Origin of the sequence: Micromonospora sp. NPDC005254 (assembly GCF_042872525.1) — a bacterium.
GTDB lineage: Bacteria > Actinomycetota > Actinomycetes > Mycobacteriales > Micromonosporaceae > Micromonospora.
Genome location: NZ_JBIAKM010000003.1, coordinates 268,730 through 289,213 on the forward strand (window position 1 = coordinate 268,730; position 20,484 = coordinate 289,213).

The 20,484-nt window shown below is 75.2% G+C and carries 17 protein-coding genes; 9 read left to right on the forward strand and 8 right to left on the reverse strand.

All coding sequences use genetic code 11. The features are described from left to right. Window positions 1-8: 8 nt before the first annotated feature. Genes ACFYPR_RS10950 through ACFYPR_RS10975 form a run of 6 tightly spaced genes read right to left on the reverse strand, consistent with a single transcriptional unit; the run spans window position 9 to window position 5,265 of the window. Window positions 9-1,496, reverse strand: coding sequence for a phytoene desaturase family protein (locus ACFYPR_RS10950; protein WP_354862768.1), 1,488 nt, complete (start codon window positions 1,494-1,496; stop codon window positions 9-11). Window positions 1,497-1,507: 11 nt separating this feature from the next. Further along, window positions 1,508-2,632, reverse strand: a complete 1,125-nt coding sequence (locus tag ACFYPR_RS10955; RefSeq protein WP_354862770.1) for a glycosyltransferase family 2 protein — start codon at window positions 2,630-2,632, stop codon at window positions 1,508-1,510. Continuing rightward, entirely contained in the window at window positions 2,629-3,465 is an 837-nt protein-coding gene (locus ACFYPR_RS10960) for a carotenoid biosynthesis protein (RefSeq protein ID WP_354862772.1), read from the reverse strand. The genes ACFYPR_RS10955 and ACFYPR_RS10960 overlap by 4 nt, the downstream gene beginning before the upstream one ends. Continuing rightward, window positions 3,462-4,013: a GNAT family N-acetyltransferase gene (locus ACFYPR_RS10965; RefSeq protein ID WP_354862773.1), complete on the reverse strand. Its 552-nt coding sequence runs from the start codon at window positions 4,011-4,013 to the stop codon at window positions 3,462-3,464. The genes ACFYPR_RS10960 and ACFYPR_RS10965 overlap by 4 nt, the downstream gene beginning before the upstream one ends. Continuing rightward, window positions 4,010-4,780 carry a monooxygenase gene (locus ACFYPR_RS10970; RefSeq protein ID WP_387259603.1) on the reverse strand — a complete coding sequence of 257 codons (771 nt, stop codon included), beginning with the start codon at window positions 4,778-4,780 and terminating at the stop codon, window positions 4,010-4,012. The genes ACFYPR_RS10965 and ACFYPR_RS10970 overlap by 4 nt, the downstream gene beginning before the upstream one ends. After that, a complete protein-coding gene (locus tag ACFYPR_RS10975) occupies window positions 4,777-5,265 on the reverse strand; it encodes a YbaK/EbsC family protein (RefSeq protein ID WP_387259606.1) in 489 nt (162 codons plus the stop codon). Before ACFYPR_RS10975 ends, ACFYPR_RS10970 begins: the two co-directional genes overlap by 4 nt. Before the next feature lie 453 nt (window positions 5,266-5,718). On the opposite strand from ACFYPR_RS10975, the gene ACFYPR_RS10980 reads away from it, so the two are divergent. From ACFYPR_RS10980 to ACFYPR_RS11020, 9 genes are all read left to right on the forward strand, one after another. Next, window positions 5,719-6,168, forward strand: coding sequence for an SAV_6107 family HEPN domain-containing protein (locus ACFYPR_RS10980; RefSeq protein ID WP_387259608.1), 450 nt, complete (start codon window positions 5,719-5,721; stop codon window positions 6,166-6,168). Window positions 6,169-6,269: 101 nt separating this feature from the next. Continuing rightward, window positions 6,270-6,995 carry a hypothetical protein gene (locus tag ACFYPR_RS10985; protein WP_355134899.1) on the forward strand — a complete coding sequence of 242 codons (726 nt, stop codon included), beginning with the start codon at window positions 6,270-6,272 and terminating at the stop codon, window positions 6,993-6,995. Further along, window positions 6,992-8,668 (forward strand): DNA polymerase Y family protein, encoded by a 1,677-nt coding sequence (locus ACFYPR_RS10990; RefSeq protein ID WP_354862376.1) that lies wholly within the window; start codon window positions 6,992-6,994, stop codon window positions 8,666-8,668. Before ACFYPR_RS10985 ends, ACFYPR_RS10990 begins: the two co-directional genes overlap by 4 nt. A 228-nt stretch (window positions 8,669-8,896) precedes the next feature. Beyond that, window positions 8,897-12,274 (forward strand): error-prone DNA polymerase, encoded by a 3,378-nt coding sequence (locus ACFYPR_RS10995; RefSeq protein ID WP_355066878.1) that lies wholly within the window; start codon window positions 8,897-8,899, stop codon window positions 12,272-12,274. 97 nt (window positions 12,275-12,371) lie between these two features. Then, a complete protein-coding gene (locus ACFYPR_RS11000) occupies window positions 12,372-12,548 on the forward strand; it encodes a hypothetical protein (protein WP_354862384.1) in 177 nt (58 codons plus the stop codon). Next, the gene (locus ACFYPR_RS11005) at window positions 12,545-13,315 is read left to right on the forward strand and encodes a methyltransferase domain-containing protein (protein WP_354862385.1); all 771 of its coding nucleotides are present in this window, start codon (window positions 12,545-12,547) and stop codon (window positions 13,313-13,315) included. The genes ACFYPR_RS11000 and ACFYPR_RS11005 overlap by 4 nt, the downstream gene beginning before the upstream one ends. Next, window positions 13,312-14,484: a nucleotide pyrophosphatase/phosphodiesterase family protein gene (locus tag ACFYPR_RS11010; protein ID WP_354862380.1), complete on the forward strand. Its 1,173-nt coding sequence runs from the start codon at window positions 13,312-13,314 to the stop codon at window positions 14,482-14,484. The genes ACFYPR_RS11005 and ACFYPR_RS11010 overlap by 4 nt, the downstream gene beginning before the upstream one ends. Window positions 14,485-14,546: 62 nt before the next feature. Further along, the gene (locus ACFYPR_RS11015) at window positions 14,547-15,806 is read left to right on the forward strand and encodes a DNA polymerase IV (RefSeq protein WP_387259613.1); all 1,260 of its coding nucleotides are present in this window, start codon (window positions 14,547-14,549) and stop codon (window positions 15,804-15,806) included. Between the two features lie 116 nt (window positions 15,807-15,922). Then, window positions 15,923-16,318, forward strand: coding sequence for a DUF3040 domain-containing protein (locus ACFYPR_RS11020; protein WP_234590673.1), 396 nt, complete (start codon window positions 15,923-15,925; stop codon window positions 16,316-16,318). 372 nt (window positions 16,319-16,690) lie between these two features. Here ACFYPR_RS11020 and ACFYPR_RS11025 read toward each other — a convergent pair whose 3' ends face one another. Both ACFYPR_RS11025 and ACFYPR_RS11030 read right to left on the reverse strand, forming a co-directional pair. After that, window positions 16,691-19,168 carry a transglutaminaseTgpA domain-containing protein gene (locus tag ACFYPR_RS11025; RefSeq protein WP_387259616.1) on the reverse strand — a complete coding sequence of 826 codons (2,478 nt, stop codon included), beginning with the start codon at window positions 19,166-19,168 and terminating at the stop codon, window positions 16,691-16,693. A 16-nt stretch (window positions 19,169-19,184) separates the two neighbouring features. Next, window positions 19,185-20,483 (reverse strand): DUF58 domain-containing protein, encoded by a 1,299-nt coding sequence (locus ACFYPR_RS11030; RefSeq protein WP_354856121.1) that lies wholly within the window; start codon window positions 20,481-20,483, stop codon window positions 19,185-19,187. Window position 20,484 lies beyond the last annotated feature (1 nt).

The window sequence follows — 20,484 nt, forward strand, 5'->3', positions numbered from 1 at the left end:
GTCGGGTCTCACCAGGCGGGGCCGATCTCGTCGGCGACGATCTGCGCGGAGAGGGTCACCATCGGCAGGCCACCGCCGGGGTGGCTGGAGCCGCCCACCAGCCACAGCCCGTGCGCCGGGCCCCGGTTGGCCGGGCGGAGCAGGCCACCGGCGGTGCCGTAGATCGCGCCGCCCGGCGCCCCGGTCGCCGCGTCCAGGTCGGCCGGGGTGCGCACCTCGCGGAACAGCAGCCGGTCCCGCACGTCGACGCCGCGCTCGGCCAGGACATCCAGGATCCGATCGGCGTACGCGTCGGCCAGCCCCGGGCGTCGCCAGTCGACCGCGCCACCGGCGGTGCCCTGCCGGGCGGCGTTGACCAGCACGAACCACGCCTCGTGCCCGGCGGGGCGGACCATCGGATCGTCGGCCACGGTGACGAACACCGTCGGGTCGGCCGCCGGTCGGGCCCGGACGCCCCGCCCCGGATCGCCGAAGACCGCGTCGAACTCCGCGTCGTAGTCGCGCGGGAAGAAGACGTTGTGGTGCGCCAGGCCGGTGCTGCCGGAGACGCCGAGCAGCAGCACGAAACCGGCGAGGCTGCGATCGGTCAGGCCGGCCAGCCGGCGCGCGTGTGGCAGCAGGTCGCGGTAGACGGTGAGCGCGTCGACGTTGGCCACCACCACGTCGGCGGGCACCGGCGCGGTGACGCCGGCGAGGCGTACCCCGTGCACCCGGCCGCCCGCCGCGTCGATCCGGGTGACCGTGGTGCCGGTCTGCACCACCACGCCGAGGTCCAGGCAGCGGGTCAGCAGCGCGTCGGCGAGCGTGCCCAGCCCGCCGCGCAGGTACCACCCGCCGTAGGTCAGCTCGGCGTAGGGGACCGCGACCAGCGCCGCCGGGGCCCGCCGCGGGTCGGCGCCGGTGTAGGTGGCGTACCGGTCCAGCAGCATCCGCAGCCGCGGGTCGGACAGGTGCCGGCGGCCCAGCCCGCGCAGGGTGCGGCCCGGGGCGATGGCAGCCAGGTCACCGACGCGCCAGGCCAGCGACGCGAGGTCGCGGGGGGAGTCGACGGTACGGCGCAGGATGTCCCGCGAGGAGGCCTCCCACACCCGTGCGGCCCGGCGCCACAGCCGCTGCCAGTCGGCCGCCGCCCGGTCGCCGAGGGCGGCCCCGATCCGCGCGGCGAACTCCACCGGGTCGGTGCACGAATCCAGGGTCGGGCCGCCACCTGCGAAGACGTGCCGGACGATCGGGTCCAGCGGCGTCAGGTCCAGGTACTCGTCGAGCTTCGCCCCGGTCGCCTCGAACAGGTCGTGGAAGACCTCGGGCAGGGTGAGCAGGCTCGGCCCGGTGTCGAAGTGGAACATCCCGGCCGGGGTGTCGTGCGCGTACCGGCCGAGCTTGCCGCCGACCGTGTCGGCGGCCTCGAAGACGGTCACCTGGTGCCCGGTTGCGGCCAGCCGGGCGGCGGTGGCCAGGCCACCCACCCCGGCGCCGACGACCACGATCCGCGCCATGCCGCGCCCTCCTAGCTGACCGGGCGGCCCCGCCAGGTCAGGCGGCGTCGCTTTCGCAGATGGTACGACCGCAGCGTCAACCAACCGAGGACCACGACCGACACGGGGTGTGCGAGCGCGTCGGGCCACCACCGGCCGCCGGTCGCCCGGGCAGTGAGCACCCGCCCGGCCACCCCGAGCAGGTATGCGATGAGCGCAACCATTGACATCCGGGGAGCTGTCGAGGCGACCGCCAGCGCGACCAGCGGCGGGGCGGTGTAGAGCAGGAGCAGCAGCGTCACCACGGCGGCCGCCGCGCCGGGGTGCCCGAACGACGCCCACAGCGACTTCGAGTACCCGTCGCGCAGCTGCGGCCAGTCGTCGTACATCCGGCAGGTGGCCAGCCGGGAGCCGTCGGCCAGGGCGATCCGCCTCCCGGCGCGCTTGACGGCCCGGGCCAGCTCGACGTCCTCCAGGATCTTGTCGGCGACGGACGCGTGCCCGCCGGCGGCGGTGTAGCCGGCCCGGTCCAGCACCAGGAACTGCCCGCCCGCCGCGGCCAGCGACGGCCGCCGCGAGCGCTCCATGGCCCGCAGCGGCAGGAAGGTCAGCCACAACCACTGCAACAGCGGCTGCACGAGCCGGTCGGCCGCCGTCGCCACCACGATCCGGGGGTACGGCGACAGCAGCGTCGCGCGGGCGGCGCGCAGCTCGGTGACCGCCGCGGCCACGGCGTGCGGGGCGAGCACCACGTCGGCGTCGACGAAGACCAGCGCGGTGGCCGCCGGGTCGGCCCGGGTGGCCAACTGCCAGCAGGCGTGCGGCTTGCCCAGCCAGCCCGGCGGCGGGGCGACCCCGCTGAGCAGGGTGACCCGCGGGTCGTCGCCGACGACCGCGCGGACCACGTCGGCGGTGCCGTCGGTGGACCCGTCGTCGAGGACCACGATGCGCAGCGCCGGCACACCACGCTGGGCGAGCAGGGCGCGCAGGCAGGGCGTGACCCGGGTGGCCTCGTCGCGCAGCGGCAGCAGCACGGCCACCGGCTCGTCGACGTCATCCGGCCGGTCGGTGGGTCGGCGCAGCCATCGGGCGGCGTTGACCCAGGTGTGCCCGGTCAGCGCGGCGACGGCGAGCAGCAGGGCGACGAGGACGGTCATCGGGTCGCGTCGACGCCCGGGCGGTGCGGTTGGTGGTCGTCCCGGCGCGCGTGGTGGGGCCGGCGGGCGCGCAGCAGGGTCACCGCCAACGGCACGGCGGTGACCGCCATGCCTGCCGCGCCCCAGAGCGCCGACGCGGGCAGGTCCAGGAAGACCGCGTGGGCCAGGATGCTGGAGAAGTACGTCCACAGGTACAGCGCGAGCATCGGGTGGTCCCGCCGGTCGGTGTGCTCGGCGGCCGGACCGGCCAGCGGGCGCAGCGCGCTCATCAGCAGCACCGCGAAGAGCAGCCAGCCCAGGTAGTTGCTGACCGGGATGCCGGCCAGGCCGGGCAGCGCCGGGGTGGCGTCCCGCCAGACCCAGTAGCCCTCGGCGACCATCTGCGGGTCGAGGAAGAGGTCCCAGGCGGCCAGCCCCACCGCGGCCAGCGCGATCCGGCCCACCCACCGGCCGAGCGGCGTGCCGCTGCCGCCGGTCAGGCGGACCGCGGCCAGCCAGGCCGGCCAGGCCATCCAGGTCCAGGCCAGCGGGATGATCAACGGCACCCCGGCCAGCTTGGGGCCCAGCTCACCGGAGTAGTCGTAGCTGCCGAACGGCACACCGGTGGCCACCCCGATCGCCTCGATCGCGAACCCGCCGCCGGTGGCCACCGCGACCAGCGCCGCCGCCACCCGAGGGCCCCGGCTGAGCAGCGCGTGGCCGACCGAGAGCAGCCAGCCGAGCACGACCGTGGCCACGGTCAGCCCGGCCCGGGTGGCGCCGGTGGTCAGCGGGTAGCAGATCTGGGCGAGCACCAGGACGGCGAGCAGCGTCCAGGAGATCCGCCGGGTCATGACGCGGCGGGCTCGAGCGGCAGGTCTCGACCGAGTACGCCGAAGGGCCGCTCGTCACCGGGGAAGTGGAAGTCGCGCAGCACGTCGACGAAGCCGAACCGCCGGTACAGCCGCCAGGCCCGCGAGGTCTGCTCCTCGGCCTCCGGGGTGGACAGCAGTGTGGTGTCGCCCTCGGCCATCGTGAGCAGCGCCCGCAACTGCCCGGCGCCCAGCCCGTGCCCCTGCGCCGGCGGACGGACGTGCAGCTCGACCACCTCGAAGCAGTGGGTGAGCCAGCGCTTGCGGGTCGGGGCGTCCAGCGCCCGGTGCACCTGGTCGTGCCACCACTGGCCCGGACCGCCCAGATAGCCGTACCCGAAGCCGGCGAGGTGACCCTCGCTGGTCAGGCTGGCCACGGCCCGGAACCCGGGCCGGCGGACGTGGGTGGCGATGTAGCCGCGCCGGGCCTCCAGCAGGTCGGTGCGGTACCCCATCGCCTCGCCGTAGACGGCCACCACGTCGTCCAGCCGTCGGACGAGATCGTCCGGCGTCCAGCGCACCAACCTCATGCCCGTCCACCCTTCACTGTCGCCTGGTCGCCGTCGGCGACCCACCCGAGGACCGTCCGGTCGCCGACCACGTCACGTACCTCGAACCGGGCGAACAGCTCCTCGGCGTACCAGCCCGCGGTGGGGGTTCGCATGATCGCCGCCCGATGCTGCGGGTGACGGTACGCGAACGCCACCAGGTCCGTCGGGTCGCGCCACACGCTCACCGTGCCCTGCCATCCCAGCGGGGCCTCACCGACGCCGAACCGGGCCAGCAACCCGGGCGCGTCGCGCAGCGCGGCGGCCACCGGCGGGATCGCCCGCCAGAAGGTGGCCGCCCGGCGGGCCCGTAACCGGGCCCGGGTCAGCGCCAGCACCGGGCCGGTGACCCGGCCGCCCGGCGGCTCGCCGAACGGTCGCTGGCCGGACCACTCGCCCCGGCTGCTCAGCGGGCGCAGGTCGACCCGGGCCTGGGCGTGGGCGATCCGCGCCCAGGCGCGTCCGACCGGCGAGTCGTCGAAGCCGGCCGCCGCGGCGGGGGAGTCCCAGACGGTCAGCGCCGCCCACCGGGTCAGGTCGGCGTCACCCGGCCCGAAGCCGGTGCCGGTCCCCGTGCCCAGCAGCTTGCCGAACCGGACACCCGGCAGGGCCCGCAGCCGACGCGGGTCCACCGCCATCCGGGTCAGCGCCCGGGGCAGCGCGCCGCGGGAGGTCCGCCACACGTGCAGGGTGACCAGCTCCGGTACGGCGCTGCTGGGCCGGCCGGTTCGCTCGCGCGGCTCGCTCACGCCACCTCGGCCGGGACGCCGGCGGTGACGCGCAGCAGCTCGGCGTAGGTGGTCGGGAAGACCGCCTGCGGTACGCCGCCCGCGGCCCAGATCTGCGGGTACGCCGCCAGCGCGGTGTCCACCAGGGTGCGCAGCGCCTGCGGGTGCCCGAGCGGGGCTACCCCACCGATCGGCTGCCCGGTGTGCTTCCGGACGAACTCCGGGGTGGCCCGGCGCAGCCGGGTGACTCCGATGGACGCGGCGAGGCCGGCGGTGTCGACCCGGTGCGCGCCGGAGGTGAGCACGAGCAGCGGCGCGTCGTCCGCGTCGAAGATCAGCGAGTTGGCGATCTGGCCGACCTCGACGCCGAGCGCCTCGGCCGCGGCTGCCGCGGTGTGCACCGCGTCGGGCAGCAGGCGGACCGTGCTGGGCTGGCCGGCGCCGTCGCGCGCACCGGCGCCGTCGAGTGCGTCCTGCACCGCCCGTACGTTCGGGTGTGGCTGCATGGGGACATTCTTCCCGGTCCGCCGGCGCCGGTTCACTCCGGTGCGTACGGACGGCGAGCCTCGGCGCGTCACACGTTGCATTTTCGTCGGAGGGGAGGTGTACTGTCAGGAGCAGTTAGAACGAGTGTTCGATTGCCTCGAACGCCCGTTCCAACCAGCCGGAGCGCGGTGTTTCGCGGCGCCAGCTCCGGGCGGTGTGGCTTCGCGGGCCGCACCTGGGTTTCCGGGCAGTCGCGAGCCCGGTCCCGTCAGGCAGGAGCGTCGCTCGCCGCCCACGACCCCCGGGCGGCGGGCGACGAACCCGCCGGTACGCCGGCCGGGTGTGGTGTGGGGAAGCATCCACACCCGGCCGGCCACCCTCGGTGCGTCTTCCTCCGCACCACCCGACCTCGGCGTCTCGTCGGCGGCACCACTGCCCCGGCCGACGCCCCGGCCATGTGGAGGAGACAGTCCATGCCGATCAACCCGGCTCAGGCACCGACGGTGCCGGCGCACGTGCTGCCGCACCGCACCCCTGCCCAGCTCCTCACCCTGGCCCGCCGTGGGCTGGTCGAGGCCGGCCAGACCCGACCTGACGGCCTGCGCTATGCGGCCGCCCACCTGGCGGCGCTGCGTGCGGCGGCCGCCCTGCTCGCCGCCCGGGCCCGGCCCGCCCCGAGCCGGCGCAACCGGATCACCAGCGTCTGGGTCCTGCTCTGCGCCGTCGCCCCCGAGCTCGACGAGTGGGCCCGGTTCTTCGCCGCCGGGGCCGGCAAGCGAGCCGCCGCCGAAGCCGGCATCCCCCGGGTGGTCAGCGCCCGGGAGGCCGACGATTTGCTCCGCGCCGCCGAACAGTTCGTCACGGTGGTGGAGACCGCGCTCGGCGTGGCACACCAACCGGCCCTGGACGGCCTCGCCGCATGAGCCCGCCGTGACGCCGACCGCCTGGAAGGGAAGCCGGGCGGCCGGCGTCACGGTGCGTCGGTCCTGATCTGTTCCACAGCAACGACGGGGGAGTTGGTCCAATGGCGGGCCGCATGGTGGTCGGTTCCGCCGCACTGGCCGATCTGGTACGCCCGGCGAGCGCACCCGATCCGGTCGGCGGCCACCGGGTGCTGCCGGTGGCGCCCGAGCTGACCGGCCTGCTGCCCAACCGGGGCCTGCGCCGCGGCAGCACGATCGCGGTCGCCGCCGGTCAGCCCCGACGCAGTGGCGGCACCTCGCTGGTGCTGGCCCTGCTGGCCGAGGCGTCCCGGGCCGGTTCGTGGTGTGCCGTGGTCGGAGTGCCGACGTTCGGCGCGGGTGCGGCAGCTGAGCTGGGCATCGCCCTGGACCGGCTGGCCCTGGTGCCGAATCCCGGCCCCGAGTGGGCCACAGTGGTCGCCGCGTTGATCGACGGGGTGGACGTCGTGGTCACCGCCGTACCCGCCGCGGTCTCCGCCTCGGTCGCCACCCGGCTGGCCGCGCGGGCCCGGCAGCGCGGCAGCGTGCTCGTTCCGTACGGCCGGTGGGACGGCGCGGACGTGACGTTGCAGGTGGTCCGTGGGGTCTGGGAAGGGCTCGGCCAGGGCCGGGGGCGGCTGCGTCGCCGGGAGGTCACCGTCTCGGCGCGCGGGCGCGGAGCGGCCGCCCGCCCCAAGGAGATCAAGGTCTGGCTTCCCGGTGCCGAGCTCACCCGGGTCATTCCCCGGGCGGTGCGGTCGACCGTGGGCCGTCCGTCCGTGCCGCTCGCCCTGGTCGGGTCGGGGTGACCGGCTCGCCGATCCGGACCCTGCTGCTGTGGTGCCCGGACTGGCCGGTGCTCGCCGCCGAGATCGTCGACGGGGTGCCGGCCACCGGTCCGGTCGCCGTGTTGCACGCCAACCGGGTGGTCGCCTGCTCCGAGCGGGCCCGCGCCGAGGGCGTGCGCCGAGGGCTGCGCAAGCGGGAGGCGCAGGGCCGTTGCCCGCAGCTCACCGTCGTGGAGTACGACCCCGGCCGGGACGCCCGGGCGTTCGAGCCGGTGGTCGCCGCGCTGGAGGAACTGGTCGCCGGCGTCGAGGTGGTCCGCCCGGGCGCCTGCGCGGTCGCCGCCCGGGGCCCGAGTCGTTACCTCGGCGGTGAGGAGGCGGCCGCCGAGCGGCTCATCGAGCATGTCGCCCAGTCCTGTCTGGTGGAGAGCCAGGTGGGCATCGCCGACGGGGTGTTCGCCGCGGGGTTGGCCGCCCGCGCCGGCCGGGTGGTGGCGCCGGGCGGAACACCGGCGTTCCTGGCCGGGATGCCGGTCGAGGCGCTCGGTCGGTCCGCACTGGCCGATCTGCTGCGCCGGCTGGGGGTGCGGACCCTCGGCGACTTCGCCGCGCTACCGGCCGGTGACGTGCTGGCCCGGTTCGGGTTCGACGGCGCGCTGGCCCACCGGCTGGCCGCCGGCCGGGATCACCGCCCGCTCGCCGTCCGGCAGCCGCCGACCGACCTGACGGTGACCTCCGCGTACGACGAGCCGATCGACCGGGTCGACGCGGCGGCGTTCGCCGCCCGCGCGCTGGCCGAGCAGTTGCACGACCGGCTCGCCGGGCACGGGCTGGCCTGCACCCGGCTCGGCATCGAGGCGGTCACCGAGCACGGGCAGGAGCTGCACCGGGTGTGGCGGCACGACGGCCTGCTCACCGCCGCCGCCATCGCCGACCGGGTGCGCTGGCAGCTCGATGGCTGGCTCTCCGGCAGCAACGGCCGCGCCGGTGCCCGACCGGCCCGGCCGACGGCCGGCATCATCCGGCTGCGGCTGATCCCGGACGGGGTGATCGCCCAGGCCGGCCTGCAGACCGGCCTCTGGGGGGAGACGGGCGAGGAGCGGGAGAGGGCGCACCGGGCATTGAGTCGGGTGCAGGGCATCCTCGGCCCGGAAGCGGTGGTCACGGCGGTGCTCGGCGGTGGGCGTTCCCCGGCCGACCAGGTGCGCCTGGTGCCGTGGGGCGACGAACGGCTCCCCGCCCGGCCCGGCCCGCCGGCCGTTGCCGGCGCCGACCCGGCCCCCGGCGGTGACCGTGCCGGCGGTGACCGTGCCGGCGGTGACCGGGCCGGTGGTGCCGGTCGGCCTGCTGACCGCGGCGGGGGCGTTCCGCCGTGGCCGGGCCGGCTGCCGCCGCCCGCGCCCGCCGTGGTGCTGCCCAGCCCGCTCGCCGCGACCGTGCACGACGCCACCGGCGAGCCGGTGGTGATCAGCGCGCGGTTGGCGGTGAGCGCTGTTCCCGCCCGGCTGGTGGTCGGCGACGGCCGACCGGCGGAGATCGTGGGCTGGGCCGGGCCGTGGCCGGTGGACGAGCGCTGGTGGGCGCCGGCCGAGGCTCGCCGTCGGGCACGGTTCCAGGTCAGCCTCGCCGACGGCACCGCTCTGCTGCTCGCTGTGGAGTCCGGGCAGTGGCTGGTGGAGGCGATCTATGACTGAGTCAGGTTGGCCCATGACCGGCGTTGGCCGGGAGGCAGATGTCCTGATGAGCGGTATGACTGTGAGTCATAAATATGACTCACAGTCATACCGCTCACGGTGGCTGTTGCCGCTGGCGGGGTCGCGCACCGCCGGGCGGCTGGTCGGTCATGCCACCGCCGTCGGGCCGGCAGAAGCGGCCGGCGCGGTCCGAGCGGGCGGCGCGGTCCGAGCCGGCGGAGGGGCCGGATGAGCTTTCACAACCCGAAGATGCCCTGGTCGGAGCTGGAGCGGGTGCTCTCCGGCCGGGCCAGCGGCGGCTCCGGCGGCGGGCGGTCGCGCGAGGAGCGGCACCTGCACGTGGTGGACCCGCTCGCCGTGGACGCCGACGGTGGGGACTCCCCGGCCTGGAGTCGCCGGCGCGAGCAGTACCAGCCGCCGGAGCTGCCCCGCCCCGACGGTGTGGTGCCCTACGCGGAGCTGCACGCGCACACCAACTTCAGCTTCCTCGACGGCGCCAGCCATCCCGAGGAGTTGGCCGAGGAGGCGGCCCGGTTGGGGCTCACCGCGCTCGCCGTCACCGACCACGACGGCTTCTACGGGGTGGTCCGCTTCGCCGAGGCGGCCCGCACGCTGGGCCTGCCGACCATCTTCGGCGCGGAGCTGTCCCTCGGGCTGCCCGGCCCGCAGAACGGCGAACCCGACCCGCACGGCGCGCACCTGCTGGTGCTCGCGCACGGCCACGAGGGGTACGCCCGGCTGGCCACCACCATCGCCCGTGCCCAACTGCGCGGCGGGGAGAAGGGCCGCCCGATCTACGGGGACCTGGAGGAGGTCGCCGCCGAGCTGCGCGACCACGTGCTGGTGCTGACCGGCTGCCGCAAGGGGCACGTGCCGGGCGCGCTGCTCACCGAGGGAGTGGACGCGGCGGCCCGCGAACTGGACCGGCTGACCGCGCTGTTCGGCGCGGAGACGGTGGCGGTGGAGCTGACCGACCACGGGCATCCCGTCGACGCCGACCGCAACGACGCGCTCGCCGAGCTGGCCGCCGCGGCCGGGCTGCCGACGGTGGCCAGCAACAACGTGCACTACGCCAGCCCCGGTCGGCGTCGGCTGGCCACCACTGTCGCCGCCGTCCGAGCCCGGCGCAGCCTCGACGAGATCGACGGCTGGCTGCCCGCGGCGGCCACCGCCCACCTGCGCAGCGGCGCGGAGATGGCGGCCCGGTTCGCCGCGTACCCGGGCGCGGTGGCGCGGGCCGCCGAGTTCGGCGCCGAGCTGGCCTTCGACCTGCAACTGGTCGCGCCGCAACTGCCGGCGTACCCGGTGCCGCCGGGGCACACCGAGATGAGCTGGCTGCGCAAGCTGACCGCCGACGGGGCACACGAGCGCTACGGGCCGCCGCAGGCGCACCCGACGGCGTACGCGCAGCTCGACCACGAGCTGAACATGATCGAGGAGCTGGGCTTCCCCGGCTACTTCCTGGTGGTCTACGACATCGTCACGTTCTGCCGCGAGCAGGACATCTACTGCCAAGGTCGGGGCTCGGCGGCCAACTCGGCGGTCTGCTACGCGCTGCGCATCACCAACGTGGACGCCGTCCGGCACCGGCTGCTCTTCGAGCGGTTCCTCGCCCCGGAGCGGGACGGTCCGCCGGACATCGACGTGGACATCGAGTCCGACCGCCGGGAGGAGGTGATCCAGCACGTCTACACCCGCTACGGCCGGGAGCACGCCGCCCAGGTCGCCAACGTCATCTCCTACCGGCCCCGGTCGGCGGTACGGGACGTGGCCAAGGCGTTCGGCTTCTCACCCGGTCAGCAGGACGCCTGGAGCAAGCAGATCGACAGGTGGGGCTCGGTCGCCACGGTCGACGTCGAGGGCATCCCGGAGCAGGTGGTGGAGTACGCCAACGAGCTGCAGACGTTCCCCCGGCACCTGGGCATCCACTCCGGCGGCATGGTGATCTGCGACCGTCCGGTGATCGAGGTCTGCCCGGTGGAGTGGGGGCGGATGCCCGGCCGCAGCGTGCTCCAGTGGGACAAGGACGACTGTGCCGCCGTCGGCCTGGTGAAGTTCGACCTGCTCGGCCTCGGCATGCTCTCCGCGCTGCACTACGGCTACGACATGATCGGGTCCCGGCTCGACCTCGGCGACATGACGCTGGACGACCCCGAGGTCTACGACATGCTCTGCCGGGCCGACTCGGTCGGGGTGTTCCAGGTGGAGAGTCGCGCCCAGATGGCCACCCTGCCCCGACTCAAGCCCCGCGAGTTCTACGACCTGGTGGTCGAGGTGGCGCTGATCCGACCGGGCCCGATCCAGGGCGGCTCGGTGCACCCGTTCATCCGGCGCAAGAACGGTCAGGAGCCGGTGACCTTCGCCCACCCGTTGATGCGCAACGCGCTGGAGAAGACCCTGGGTGTGCCGCTGTTCCAGGAGCAGTTGATGCAGCTCGCCATCGACCTGGCCGGTTTCGACGCGGCCGAGGCCGACCAGCTGCGCCGGGCGATGGGCGCGAAACGCTCGGTCGAGCGGATGACCCGCATCGCCGACCGGCTCTACGCCGGGATGGCCGAGCGGGGCATCACCGGCGAGCTGGCCGACGACGTCTACCGCAAGCTCACCGCGTTCGCCAGCTACGGCTTCCCGGAGAGCCACGCGATGAGCTTCGCCTACCTGGTGTACGCCAGCTCCTGGCTCAAGCGCTACCACCCGGCGCCGTTCCTGGCGGCGCTGCTCAACGCCCAGCCGATGGGCTTCTACTCCCCGCAGACCCTGGTCGACGACGCCCGCCGGCACGGGGTGGAGGTCCGCCGCCCGGACATCAACGCCAGCGGGGCGCTGGCGGTGTTGGAGTCCACCCCGGACACCCGGTGGGGCAGCGGGCCGGGGGAGCCGCCGCACGCCTGGGGACTGGGCGGCCCGGCCGTCCGGCTCGGACTGTCCAGCGTGCGTACCCTCGGCGCCGAGGTGGCCGAGCGGATCGAGGCCGAGCGGGCGGCCGGCGGGGCGTACCGCGACATGCCGGATCTGGCCCGGCGGGTCGGTCTCACCGCCGCGCAGCTGGAGGCGCTGGCCACCGCGGACGCCTTCGCCTGTTTCGGGCTGACCCGGCGGGAGGCGCTCTGGGCCGCCGGCGCGGCGGCCCAGGACCGACCGGGCCGGCTGCCCGGCACGGTGACCGGCGCGGCGGCGCCCACGCTGCCCGGCATGGAGGCGGTGGACCGGCTGGTCGCCGACGTGTGGGCCACCGGGTTGTCGCCGGAGAGCCATCCGGCCCGGTTCATCCGGGGGCAGCTCGACGTGCTCGGCGCGGTGCCGATCGCCCGGCTCGGTCGGGTGGAGCCGGGCCAGCGGATCCGGGTCGGCGGCATCGTCACCCACCGGCAGCGCCCGGCGACCGCCGGCGGGGTGACCTTCCTCAACCTGGAGGACGAGACTGGGATGCTGAATGTCACCTGCTCACCGGGGCTGTGGCAGCGTTACCGGCGGGTGGCCCGCACCAGCGCCGCACTGGTGGTCCGGGGGCGACTGCAACGGCACGAGGGAGTGACCAACCTGGTCGCCGACCGGCTGGACGCGATCGAGCCGCCGGTCAGCCCCGCGTCCCGTGACTTCCGCTGATCCAGTGATCCACATTACGGTTTTCGGCGTCGCCGGGCGGGAGACTCGTCCTGAGCGGGCAGAGCGGCCCGTGATCCGTGAGGGGGAATGACAAGTGATGGGGAACCACACGTACACCGGCGGCGGAATCGCCAACGCCCGGCGGACCCGGCTGGGCTCCGGCTGGATGCCGTCGCACCTCACCGACCCCCGCGAGTACGAGGTGACCAACGGTCCGGTGGCCAACGAGCGCCGGTCCCGGGCCGAGGACGCGGTCGAGGGCACCGAGTCCTGACCACTAGGCTCGACCGGGTGGAGCAGACCCGAGGCCGGTTCGCCGGGCCGCCGCTGACCCCCCGTACCGCCGTGATCTGGTCGGTGCTCCGCGCCGAGCTGGACCGGCGCGGCGCCGCCGAGCTGACCGTGCTGGACGTGGGCGGCGGCACCGGCGGGTTCGCCGTCCCGCTGGCCCGCGCCGGGCACCGGGTCACAGTCGTCGACGCGAGCCCGGACGCGCTGGCCGCGCTGACCCGTCGGGCCGCCGAGGCCGGGGTCGCCGACCGGATCGTGGCCGTGCAGGGCGACGGCGACGCCCTGGCCGGGCTGGTCGAGCCGGCCAGCGTCGACCTGGTGCTCTGCCACGCCGTCCTGGAGGTCGTCGACGACCCCACTCCGGTGGTCGCCGCGCTGGCCAGCGCGTTGCGCCCCGGTGGCGCGGCGAGCGTCCTGGTCGCGGGGCGGGCCGCCGCCGTGCTGGGCCGCGCCATGAACGGCCATCTGGAGGTCGCGGCGGCGCTGGCCGCCGACCCGGCCGGCACCGCCGGGCCGCGCGACACGCTGCGCCGCCGCTACGACGCCCCCGGCGCCGCCGCGCTGCTCACCGCCGCCGGGCTGGCGGTCGAGGAGATCCACGGGGTACGCGTACTGGCCGACCTGCTGCCGGCCGCGGTCGCCGACGGGCAGTCCGCGGCCCTGGTCGAGCTGGAACTGGCGCTGGCCGCGCAGTCTCCGTACCGGGACCTGGCCGCCCAGCTGCACCTGTTCGCCCGCCGGCCGGCATGACCGTCGCGCCGGGTGGTGGGCCGCCGCCGCTGGCCGTCCTCGGCCCGGCGCACAGCGGGGACCGGCTCGCCGACGTGCTGCCCAGCGCGCTCGCCGTGCTGGGCGTTCCCGGGTCGACCGACCCGCTCGGGCTGGCCCCCGCCCTGGCCGGGGTACGCCGGATCGCCGTGCTGCTGGTCGACGGGCTCGGCTGGTACCAGGTGCCGACCGCCGCGCCGCACGCGCCGACCCTCGCCGGGCTGGCCGCGACGGTGGGTCGGCCGCTCATCGCCGGTTTCCCGTCCACCACCCCGACGAGCCTGGTGACGCTGGGCACCGGCGTCGCGCCCGGAGCGCACGGGGTGCTCGGCTTCACCGTGCGGGTGCCCGGCACCGACCGGGTGCTCACCCACACCGACTGGACCGCCGACCCGTCGCCGCTGCGCTGGCAGCCGGTGCCCACGCAGCTCCAACGGGCCCGCGCGGCCGGGGTGGCGGTGAGCGTGGTGAGCCGGCCGGAGTTCGGCGGCAGCGGGTTGACCCTGGCCGCCAACCGGGGCGGCGACTTCCGGGGCGCCGCCGGCGTCGACGAGGTGGCTGCCACCATGCTGGCCGCGTTGTCCGCCGGCCCGGGGCCGACCCTGGTCTCCGGCTACCACGCCGACCTGGACCGGCACGGGCACCTCAGCGGACTCGACTCCGCGCCCTGGCGGGTCGCCGCCGCCGAGGTGGACAACCTGCTCGCCCGGCTGGTCGACGGGTTGCCACCGGACGCCGCGCTGCTGGTGACCGCCGACCACGGGCAGCTCGACGTGCCCCTGACGCACCGCTTCGACCTGGACACCGATCCACGGCTGCGCGACGGGGTCCGGGTGGTCGCCGGCGAGGCCCGGGTGCGCTACCTGCACGTCGAGCCGGGCGCGGTCGACGACGTGGTGGCCGCCTGGTCGGCGGTGCTCGGCGACGCGGCGCGGGTGCGTACCCGGGCGGAGATGGTGGCCACCGGCTGGTTCGGGCCGGTGCCCGAGGAGCACCTGGAACGGATCGGCGACGTGGTGGTGACCTGCAACGACACGTACGCCGTCATGGCCAGCCGCACCGAGCGGCCGATGGCGTCGAAGTTGGTGGCGTACCACGGGGCGGACACCGCCGCCGAGCTGACCGTGCCGCTGCTGGTCGTGCGGGGCTGAGCGGCGCGCGGTCCGGCCGGTCGGCCGGTGGTGCTGTCGTACCCCCGGGTTAGCCTGCCGGGATGGGTCGCAGCCAATCGTTGCCCCGGGGCGACGATCCGCGCTTCGGGCCGGACGCCGACGACTCCGCCAGCCCGATCCTGCACGTCGACATGGACGCCTTCTTCGCCGCCGTCGAGGTGCGCCGTCGGCCCGAGCTGCGCGGCCGGCCGGTCGTCGTCGGCGGGGTGGGGCCGCGCGGCGTGGTCAGCTCGGCCAGCTACGAGGCCCGCCGGTACGGGGTCCGCAGCGCGATGCCGACCAGCCAGGCCCGCGCCCGCTGCCCCCACGCGGTCTACCTGCCCCCGGATTTCACCGCGTACACGGCCGCGTCCCGGGCGGTCATGCAGATCTTCCGGGACGTCACCCCGCTGGTCGAGCCGCTCTCCCTCGACGAGGCGTTCCTCGACGTGACCGGTGCCCGCAGACTGTTCGGCTCCCCGGCGACGATCGCCCGGCTGATCCGGCGCCGGGTCGTCGACGAGCAGGGGCTGACCTGCTCGGTCGGGGTGGCGCCCAGCAAGTTCGTGGCCAAGCTGGGCTCCACCCGGGCCAAACCCGACGGTCTGTTGGTCGTGCCTCCGGGGCAGGTCCTCGACTTCCTGCACCCGCTACCGGTGGACGCGCTGTGGGGCGTGGGGGAGCGGGCTGCCGAGACACTGCGCCGGCTCGGCCTGGCCACCGTCGGCGACCTCGCCGCGGCACCGCTGGGCATGCTCCGCCGGGCGGTGGGTGCGGCGTCCGCGGCGCACCTGCACGAGCTGGCCGCAGGGCGTGACCCGCGGCGGGTCACCCCGGAGCACGTCGACAAGTCGATCGGCGCCGAGGTGACCTTCGACGCGGACGTGGCCGACCCGGTGGAGATCCGCCGCGCCCTGCTGGCGCTCAGCGCGAAGGTCGGCGTCCGGTTGCGCGGTTCCGGCCAGGTCGGGCGCACGGTCACCCTCAAGGTGCGGCTGGCCGACTTTCGCACCGTCAACCGCTCCCGCACCCTCGGCGTGCCCACCGACACGGCCCGCGAGATGTTCGACACGGTCTGGGCGCTCTACACCGCACTGGACCCGGGCGAGCGGATCCGGCTCGTCGGTGTCCGGGTGGAAGGGCTCGCCCCGGCGCAGGGCGCTCCCCGGCAGCTCACCCTCGGCGCGCCCGAGCGCGGTTGGCGGGAGGCGGAAGCTGCCGCGGACGCCGCTGCTGCCCGATTCGGGCGGTCCGTCATAGGTCCGGCCAGTCTGATGGGCGACCGTGACGCCCATCGAAAGGAAAATCCGCCCCACCCGTAGGTCGTCCCGCTTTCCGACGCGCGACCCCCCTCGTAGACTTGCGGGTAAGCAGCCGGTTGGCTGCCACGGTCTGTCGGCCCGAGTGGGCCCGACCAACGTGACCGGGGAGGAGTGCCGTGCCGCTCTCGGAGCACGAGCAGCGGCTGTTCGAGCAGATCGAGCGGTCGCTTGCCGAGGACCCCAAATTCGCCTCGGCCGTGCGCGCCAGCGATCCGCGCTTCCACGCGCGGCGTCGCCTGCTCGTCGCTGCCGGCGTGATCATCGCTGGCTTGGCTCTACTGGTCTATGGCGCGGTGATCAAGACTCCACCGCTGGCGGTGGCGGGCTTTGTCGTCATGCTGGCGTCGGCCGCGTTCGCGGTGCAGTCGCACCGGCGGGCGCAGTCACCTGACCTGCACGTGGTGGGTGGCACGACGAGTCGTCGTCCCCGCGGTGGCCGGTCCGGTCGCCGCCGGTCGATCCTGGACCGGATGGAAGACAGGTGGCGGCAGCGCCCGGAGGGGCACCGCTGAGCCCGTCCCGCCGCTGAGGCGGGCCGTACACCGCGACGAGCGGGTCGCCGGGAACGCCCCGGCGACCACTGTCGTATCCGTGCGCCCCGCCACCCTCCCCGACTGCCCGCCGCTTCCCGCGCGCGCCCGCTGCTTCCCGCGCATGCACGCTGCCTGCCGCTCTCCGCGCGTGCCGCTTCCCGCGCGCGCCCGCCGCTTCCCGCGCATGCACGCCGCTCTCCGCGCGCGTCTTCGGTGGGCGCGAAGATCCAGGCCAGGTCGCCGATGTGGGCGTTTCCAGAGGCTCGGATCCGCCCACATCGCCGACCCGGAGTCGATCAAACATTCGGGGCGACGGCCGCCGGCCGTCGCCCCGAACGTGACAGACGTCGGTCAGCGGGCCGCTCGGTCGGCCAGCACCCGCCGCGGATTCCAGCGCAGCAGCCGGTAGCGGATCCGCCCGGTCAGCGCCACCAGGCGGCCGGAGGCGTCCGCCAGGGCGATCCGCCAGCGCAGCAGCACCGAGGGCGGCAGCACGGTGGCGACCAGTCGGGTCCGTCGATCCGCCCGGGTGGCGAGCGCGCTGCGGATCGCGCGTAGCGCCGGCGGTAGCGGTTCGCCGGTCAGCGGGTTCCGCGCGTACCGGGCCCGCTCCTCCGCCCGGCCGAGCAGACGCGCCGCTCCGACCGCCGCCGTGTCGTCGGCGAGGGCATCGCGGACCAGCCGGTCCGCGGTCGCCCGGGGCGTCTCGGTCTGGTCCACCCGGACCTTGAAGTCGACCATCGTGTCCAGCAGCTCCGCCCAGGCGGCGTGCGCGTCCGCGCGAGCGCGACCGGCGTCCGCCTCGACCACCATCACCGGCTTGCCGTCGGCCGACGGGGTGTCGTCCCCGGCGGCGGCGGTGGCCACCATGGCGTCGGCCCGGCCGGCCCGCCGCCGACGCAGCGCCAGTCGACGAAGCGCCGGCACCGCCAGCAGCGCCAACAGGGCCAGCACGCCCGCCGTCCACCATGGCCAGACCGGCGGCTGCTCGGCCGGCGTCTCACCGCCGAGGGAGAGCCCGGAGTCGGTGTCGCGGTCGGCGTTGTCCGGGCCGGCCGGCCCCGCCGACGAGTCCGGGCCGGTCGGGCTGTCCGTGGCGCCCGTCTCCGGACTGGACGGCTCGGGCGCGTCAGTGTCCGGAGCCCAGGCCGACCGGGTGGAGCCGGGCACGCCGTACGCCGGGGTGGCGTCGAACGGCACCCAGCCGATCCCGTCGAAGAAGACCTCGGTCCAGGCGTGCAGGTTGAGGTTGGTCAGCGTGTACGTGTCGCCGTCGCGCTTGCTGCCATTGGTGAACCCGAACGCGACCCGGGCCGGGATGCCGGCCGAACGGACCAGCCAGGCCATCGCGGCGGCGTACTGCTGGCAGTAGCCGACCTTGTTGGTGAGGAAGTTGACGATGTCCTGGCCGCTGCTGCCGCTCTCGGTGCTGAGCCGGTAGCTGAACCCGTTGTCCGCCGAGAAGTGCTGGTAGATCCCGAGCACGCGGTCGTAGTCGGTGCGCTTGCCCTGGGTCAACCCCTTGACCAGCTCCTCCACCTCGGGCACCGGCCCGGGAGTGGCGGTGAGCTGGCGGCGGACCGGATGGTCGGCGGGCAGCGGCCGAGCGGCCCGCAGCGCCGCCGGCGTGTACGTCGAGCGGACGTAGTCGAAGGAGTACTTGCGACCCCGGGAGTTCTCCCGGTTGGAGAAGACGACCTGCTGGCTGGGGTCGTACAGCCAGTTGCTGTTGAGGTCCTCGGTGCGCACCGGCTCGGCGTACACCGGCATGAGGGACATGCTGAGGCTCTTGGTGACCTCGACGGTCGCCTGGTAGCGGACCTGCTGCACCCCCTGGCCGGCCCGCTCGGTCGGGTCCGGCAGATCCCGGTTGGCCGGCCGGCCACTCGGGTTGCGGGCCTGGAAACCACTCGGGCGCAGCTCGTCGGCCACCGCGTAGCGCAGGTAGAACGGGTTCGGCTCGGAGGTGGTCACCTTCACCAGGTCGGCCACCTCGGACTGGTTGAGCTGGCCGGCGAGCGACGCGAACAGGTCGATCCGGCCGGACGAACCGCCCGCGCCCCGGCCGGTGCCGCTGCCGTTGCCCGTGCCACCGGAGAGCGTGTCGAGCAGCCCACTGGTCATGCCGGGCACCGCCAGTGGCAGCGCCACGGCCACCACCACGCCGACCACGGCGAGCCGACGGCCGGCGGAGGCCAGCGGCGACGCCTCCCACACGTCGACGTCACGACCGTCTCCGGTGAACCGCCGGCCGAACCGACGGACCCGGTCGACGTTGTCGGTGACCAGCAGCCACAGGTAACCGGCCGCGCCCACCACGAACGGCGCCGGGGGGACGCTGTCCACGTAGACGGCGACCGGCACCGAGTAGATCGCGAGCATCGGCAGCCCGGCCAGCGCGGGCCGGCGCAGCCCCACCGCCAGCACGTCCACGAGCACGGCCACCCCACCGACGCCGAGCACGGTGATGAACAGCAGCGGGTCCGTGTCCGGAACCTCGACGCCGTACGAGCGCATGTCCTGCGCCGAGCCGGCGAGCAGGTCGGCGAAGTGCTCGATCGTGGCCGGCGTGGGCAGGAAGGTCAGCAGCTCGCTGCCGCTGGGGAACAGCCAGGTCAGCGCGAGCAGCAGGGCGGCCAGCATGCCGAGCACCTGACCCCACAGCGGTGCGCGGACGAGCCGCGTCAGCGCGGCGACCCCGGCCACCACGGCTACCGCGATCGCGCACTGGATCAGCCACGTCCAGGTCTGGAAGATGGCCGACAGCGGCGCGGCGGCGAGCAGTGTCGCGGCGGCCGCCACCGCGCCGGTGTTCCGGCTGGCGATCATGAGGGGAACCTTCCGTTCATCGCACGCCGCCGGCGACCGTCTCGGCCAGCGCGGCGCGCAGGGCGAAGCCCTGAGATCCTCGGCCGGCCTGCGGCCACAGCGCCGGCAGTCGGCTGCCGTGGTCGACGCCGACCACCCGCCAGCCACTGCGCACCATGGCCAGCACCGCCGCGCCGTGCGTGTGCTCCGCCTCGGCGCGGGCCTTCTCCGGGAGGCTCAGCCAGGTGGAGCTGTCCAACAGGAAACCGGCGCACGTCGCGCCGTTGCCCCGCAGCCCGGCCAGCAACTCGGCCTCGGCGACGCTCACCATGCCGAACAGCCCGATGATCAGACCACCGTCGGCGCGCTGCCGAACCCGCTGCACCAGCCCGGTCACGTCGGCCCGCTGGTCCAGACGTACCTCGGCCAGGTGGTCGAGCAGCACACCGTCGCCGCCGCCCTCCGAGGCGTCCACGTCGACCCCCGAGCCGGTGACCAGGCGCAGCTTGTAGCCGGCCTGCCGCAGGTGCACGGCGATGCTGGCGGCGGCGGAGACCGCCCACTCGAAACTCGCCGTCGGGCCGTCGCCCCGGTGGCCGTACGCGCGGGTGTCCAGGACGACAGTGGCCCGACTCTCCCAGGGCTGCTCCTCCCGGCGCACCATCAGCTCGCCGGTGCGGGCGGTGGACTTCCAGTGCACCCGGCGCAGGTCGTCGCCCCGGCGGTACTCCCGGGTCGCCGCGTCGTCCTCGCCGTGCACCGCCACCGAACGCGCCCGGCTGTCGCCGCTGCCCGCGTACTCCCCGGGGAGCCGGACCGACGGCAGAGGCGTGACCTGCGGGATGACCGTCAGGTGGTCGGTGCTGGGAAACGCCCGGGTGAGCTCGCAGAGACCGAACGGGTCGGTCATCCGAACCACCAGCGGGCCCACGTCGTAACGGCCCCGCACGTCGGCACGGACCGTGTACGCCACGGAGCTGGCCTGGTGCGCGCCGAGCCGCTCCAGCACGACCCGTGGCCGACTGCCCAGCGCGTAGGGCAGCCGGTCCTCCAGTAACAGGGTGCCGGTGGGCAGCCGGGAGAGGTTCTGCAGGCGCAGCACCACCCGCGAGTTGGCCCCGACCGGGACCCGGTGCGGGTCCAGCGAGCGGTTGCAGGCCAGCTTGTAGCGGCTGCGACCCACGTAGGCGGCGGCCAGTAGCGGCAGGATGGCCAGCAGTACGGCCACCCGGAGCAGGTCCTTCTCGCCCAGGATGACGGCCGAGATCGCCGCCGCGATCGCGGCCGCGAGGAACGAGCGCCCGCGGGTGGTCAACCCGCGCAGCCCGGCACGCACG

What these genes read in the sequence shown, in the direction of transcription:
- ACFYPR_RS10975 (WP_387259606.1), bottom strand. Translation starts at nt 5,265, where the DNA reads ATGCAGCCACACCCGAACGTACGGGCGGTGCAGGACGCACTCGACGGC.
- ACFYPR_RS10960 (WP_354862772.1), bottom strand. Translation starts at nt 3,465, where the DNA reads ATGACCCGGCGGATCTCCTGGACGCTGCTCGCCGTCCTGGTGCTCGCC.
- ACFYPR_RS11025 (WP_387259616.1), bottom strand. Translation starts at nt 19,168, where the DNA reads ATGATCGCCAGCCGGAACACCGGCGCGGTGGCGGCCGCCGCGACACTG.
- ACFYPR_RS11000 (WP_354862384.1), top strand. Translation starts at nt 12,372, where the DNA reads ATGGGGAACCACACGTACACCGGCGGCGGAATCGCCAACGCCCGGCGG.
- ACFYPR_RS10995 (WP_355066878.1), top strand. Translation starts at nt 8,897, where the DNA reads ATGAGCTTTCACAACCCGAAGATGCCCTGGTCGGAGCTGGAGCGGGTG.
- ACFYPR_RS10980 (WP_387259608.1), top strand. Translation starts at nt 5,719, where the DNA reads ATGCCGATCAACCCGGCTCAGGCACCGACGGTGCCGGCGCACGTGCTG.
- ACFYPR_RS11015 (WP_387259613.1), top strand. Translation starts at nt 14,547, where the DNA reads ATGGGTCGCAGCCAATCGTTGCCCCGGGGCGACGATCCGCGCTTCGGG.
- ACFYPR_RS11010 (WP_354862380.1), top strand. Translation starts at nt 13,312, where the DNA reads ATGACCGTCGCGCCGGGTGGTGGGCCGCCGCCGCTGGCCGTCCTCGGC.
- ACFYPR_RS10950 (WP_354862768.1), bottom strand. Translation starts at nt 1,496, where the DNA reads ATGGCGCGGATCGTGGTCGTCGGCGCCGGGGTGGGTGGCCTGGCCACC.
- ACFYPR_RS10955 (WP_354862770.1), bottom strand. Translation starts at nt 2,632, where the DNA reads ATGACCGTCCTCGTCGCCCTGCTGCTCGCCGTCGCCGCGCTGACCGGG.
- ACFYPR_RS10965 (WP_354862773.1), bottom strand. Translation starts at nt 4,013, where the DNA reads ATGAGGTTGGTGCGCTGGACGCCGGACGATCTCGTCCGACGGCTGGAC.
- ACFYPR_RS10985 (WP_355134899.1), top strand. Translation starts at nt 6,270, where the DNA reads ATGGCGGGCCGCATGGTGGTCGGTTCCGCCGCACTGGCCGATCTGGTA.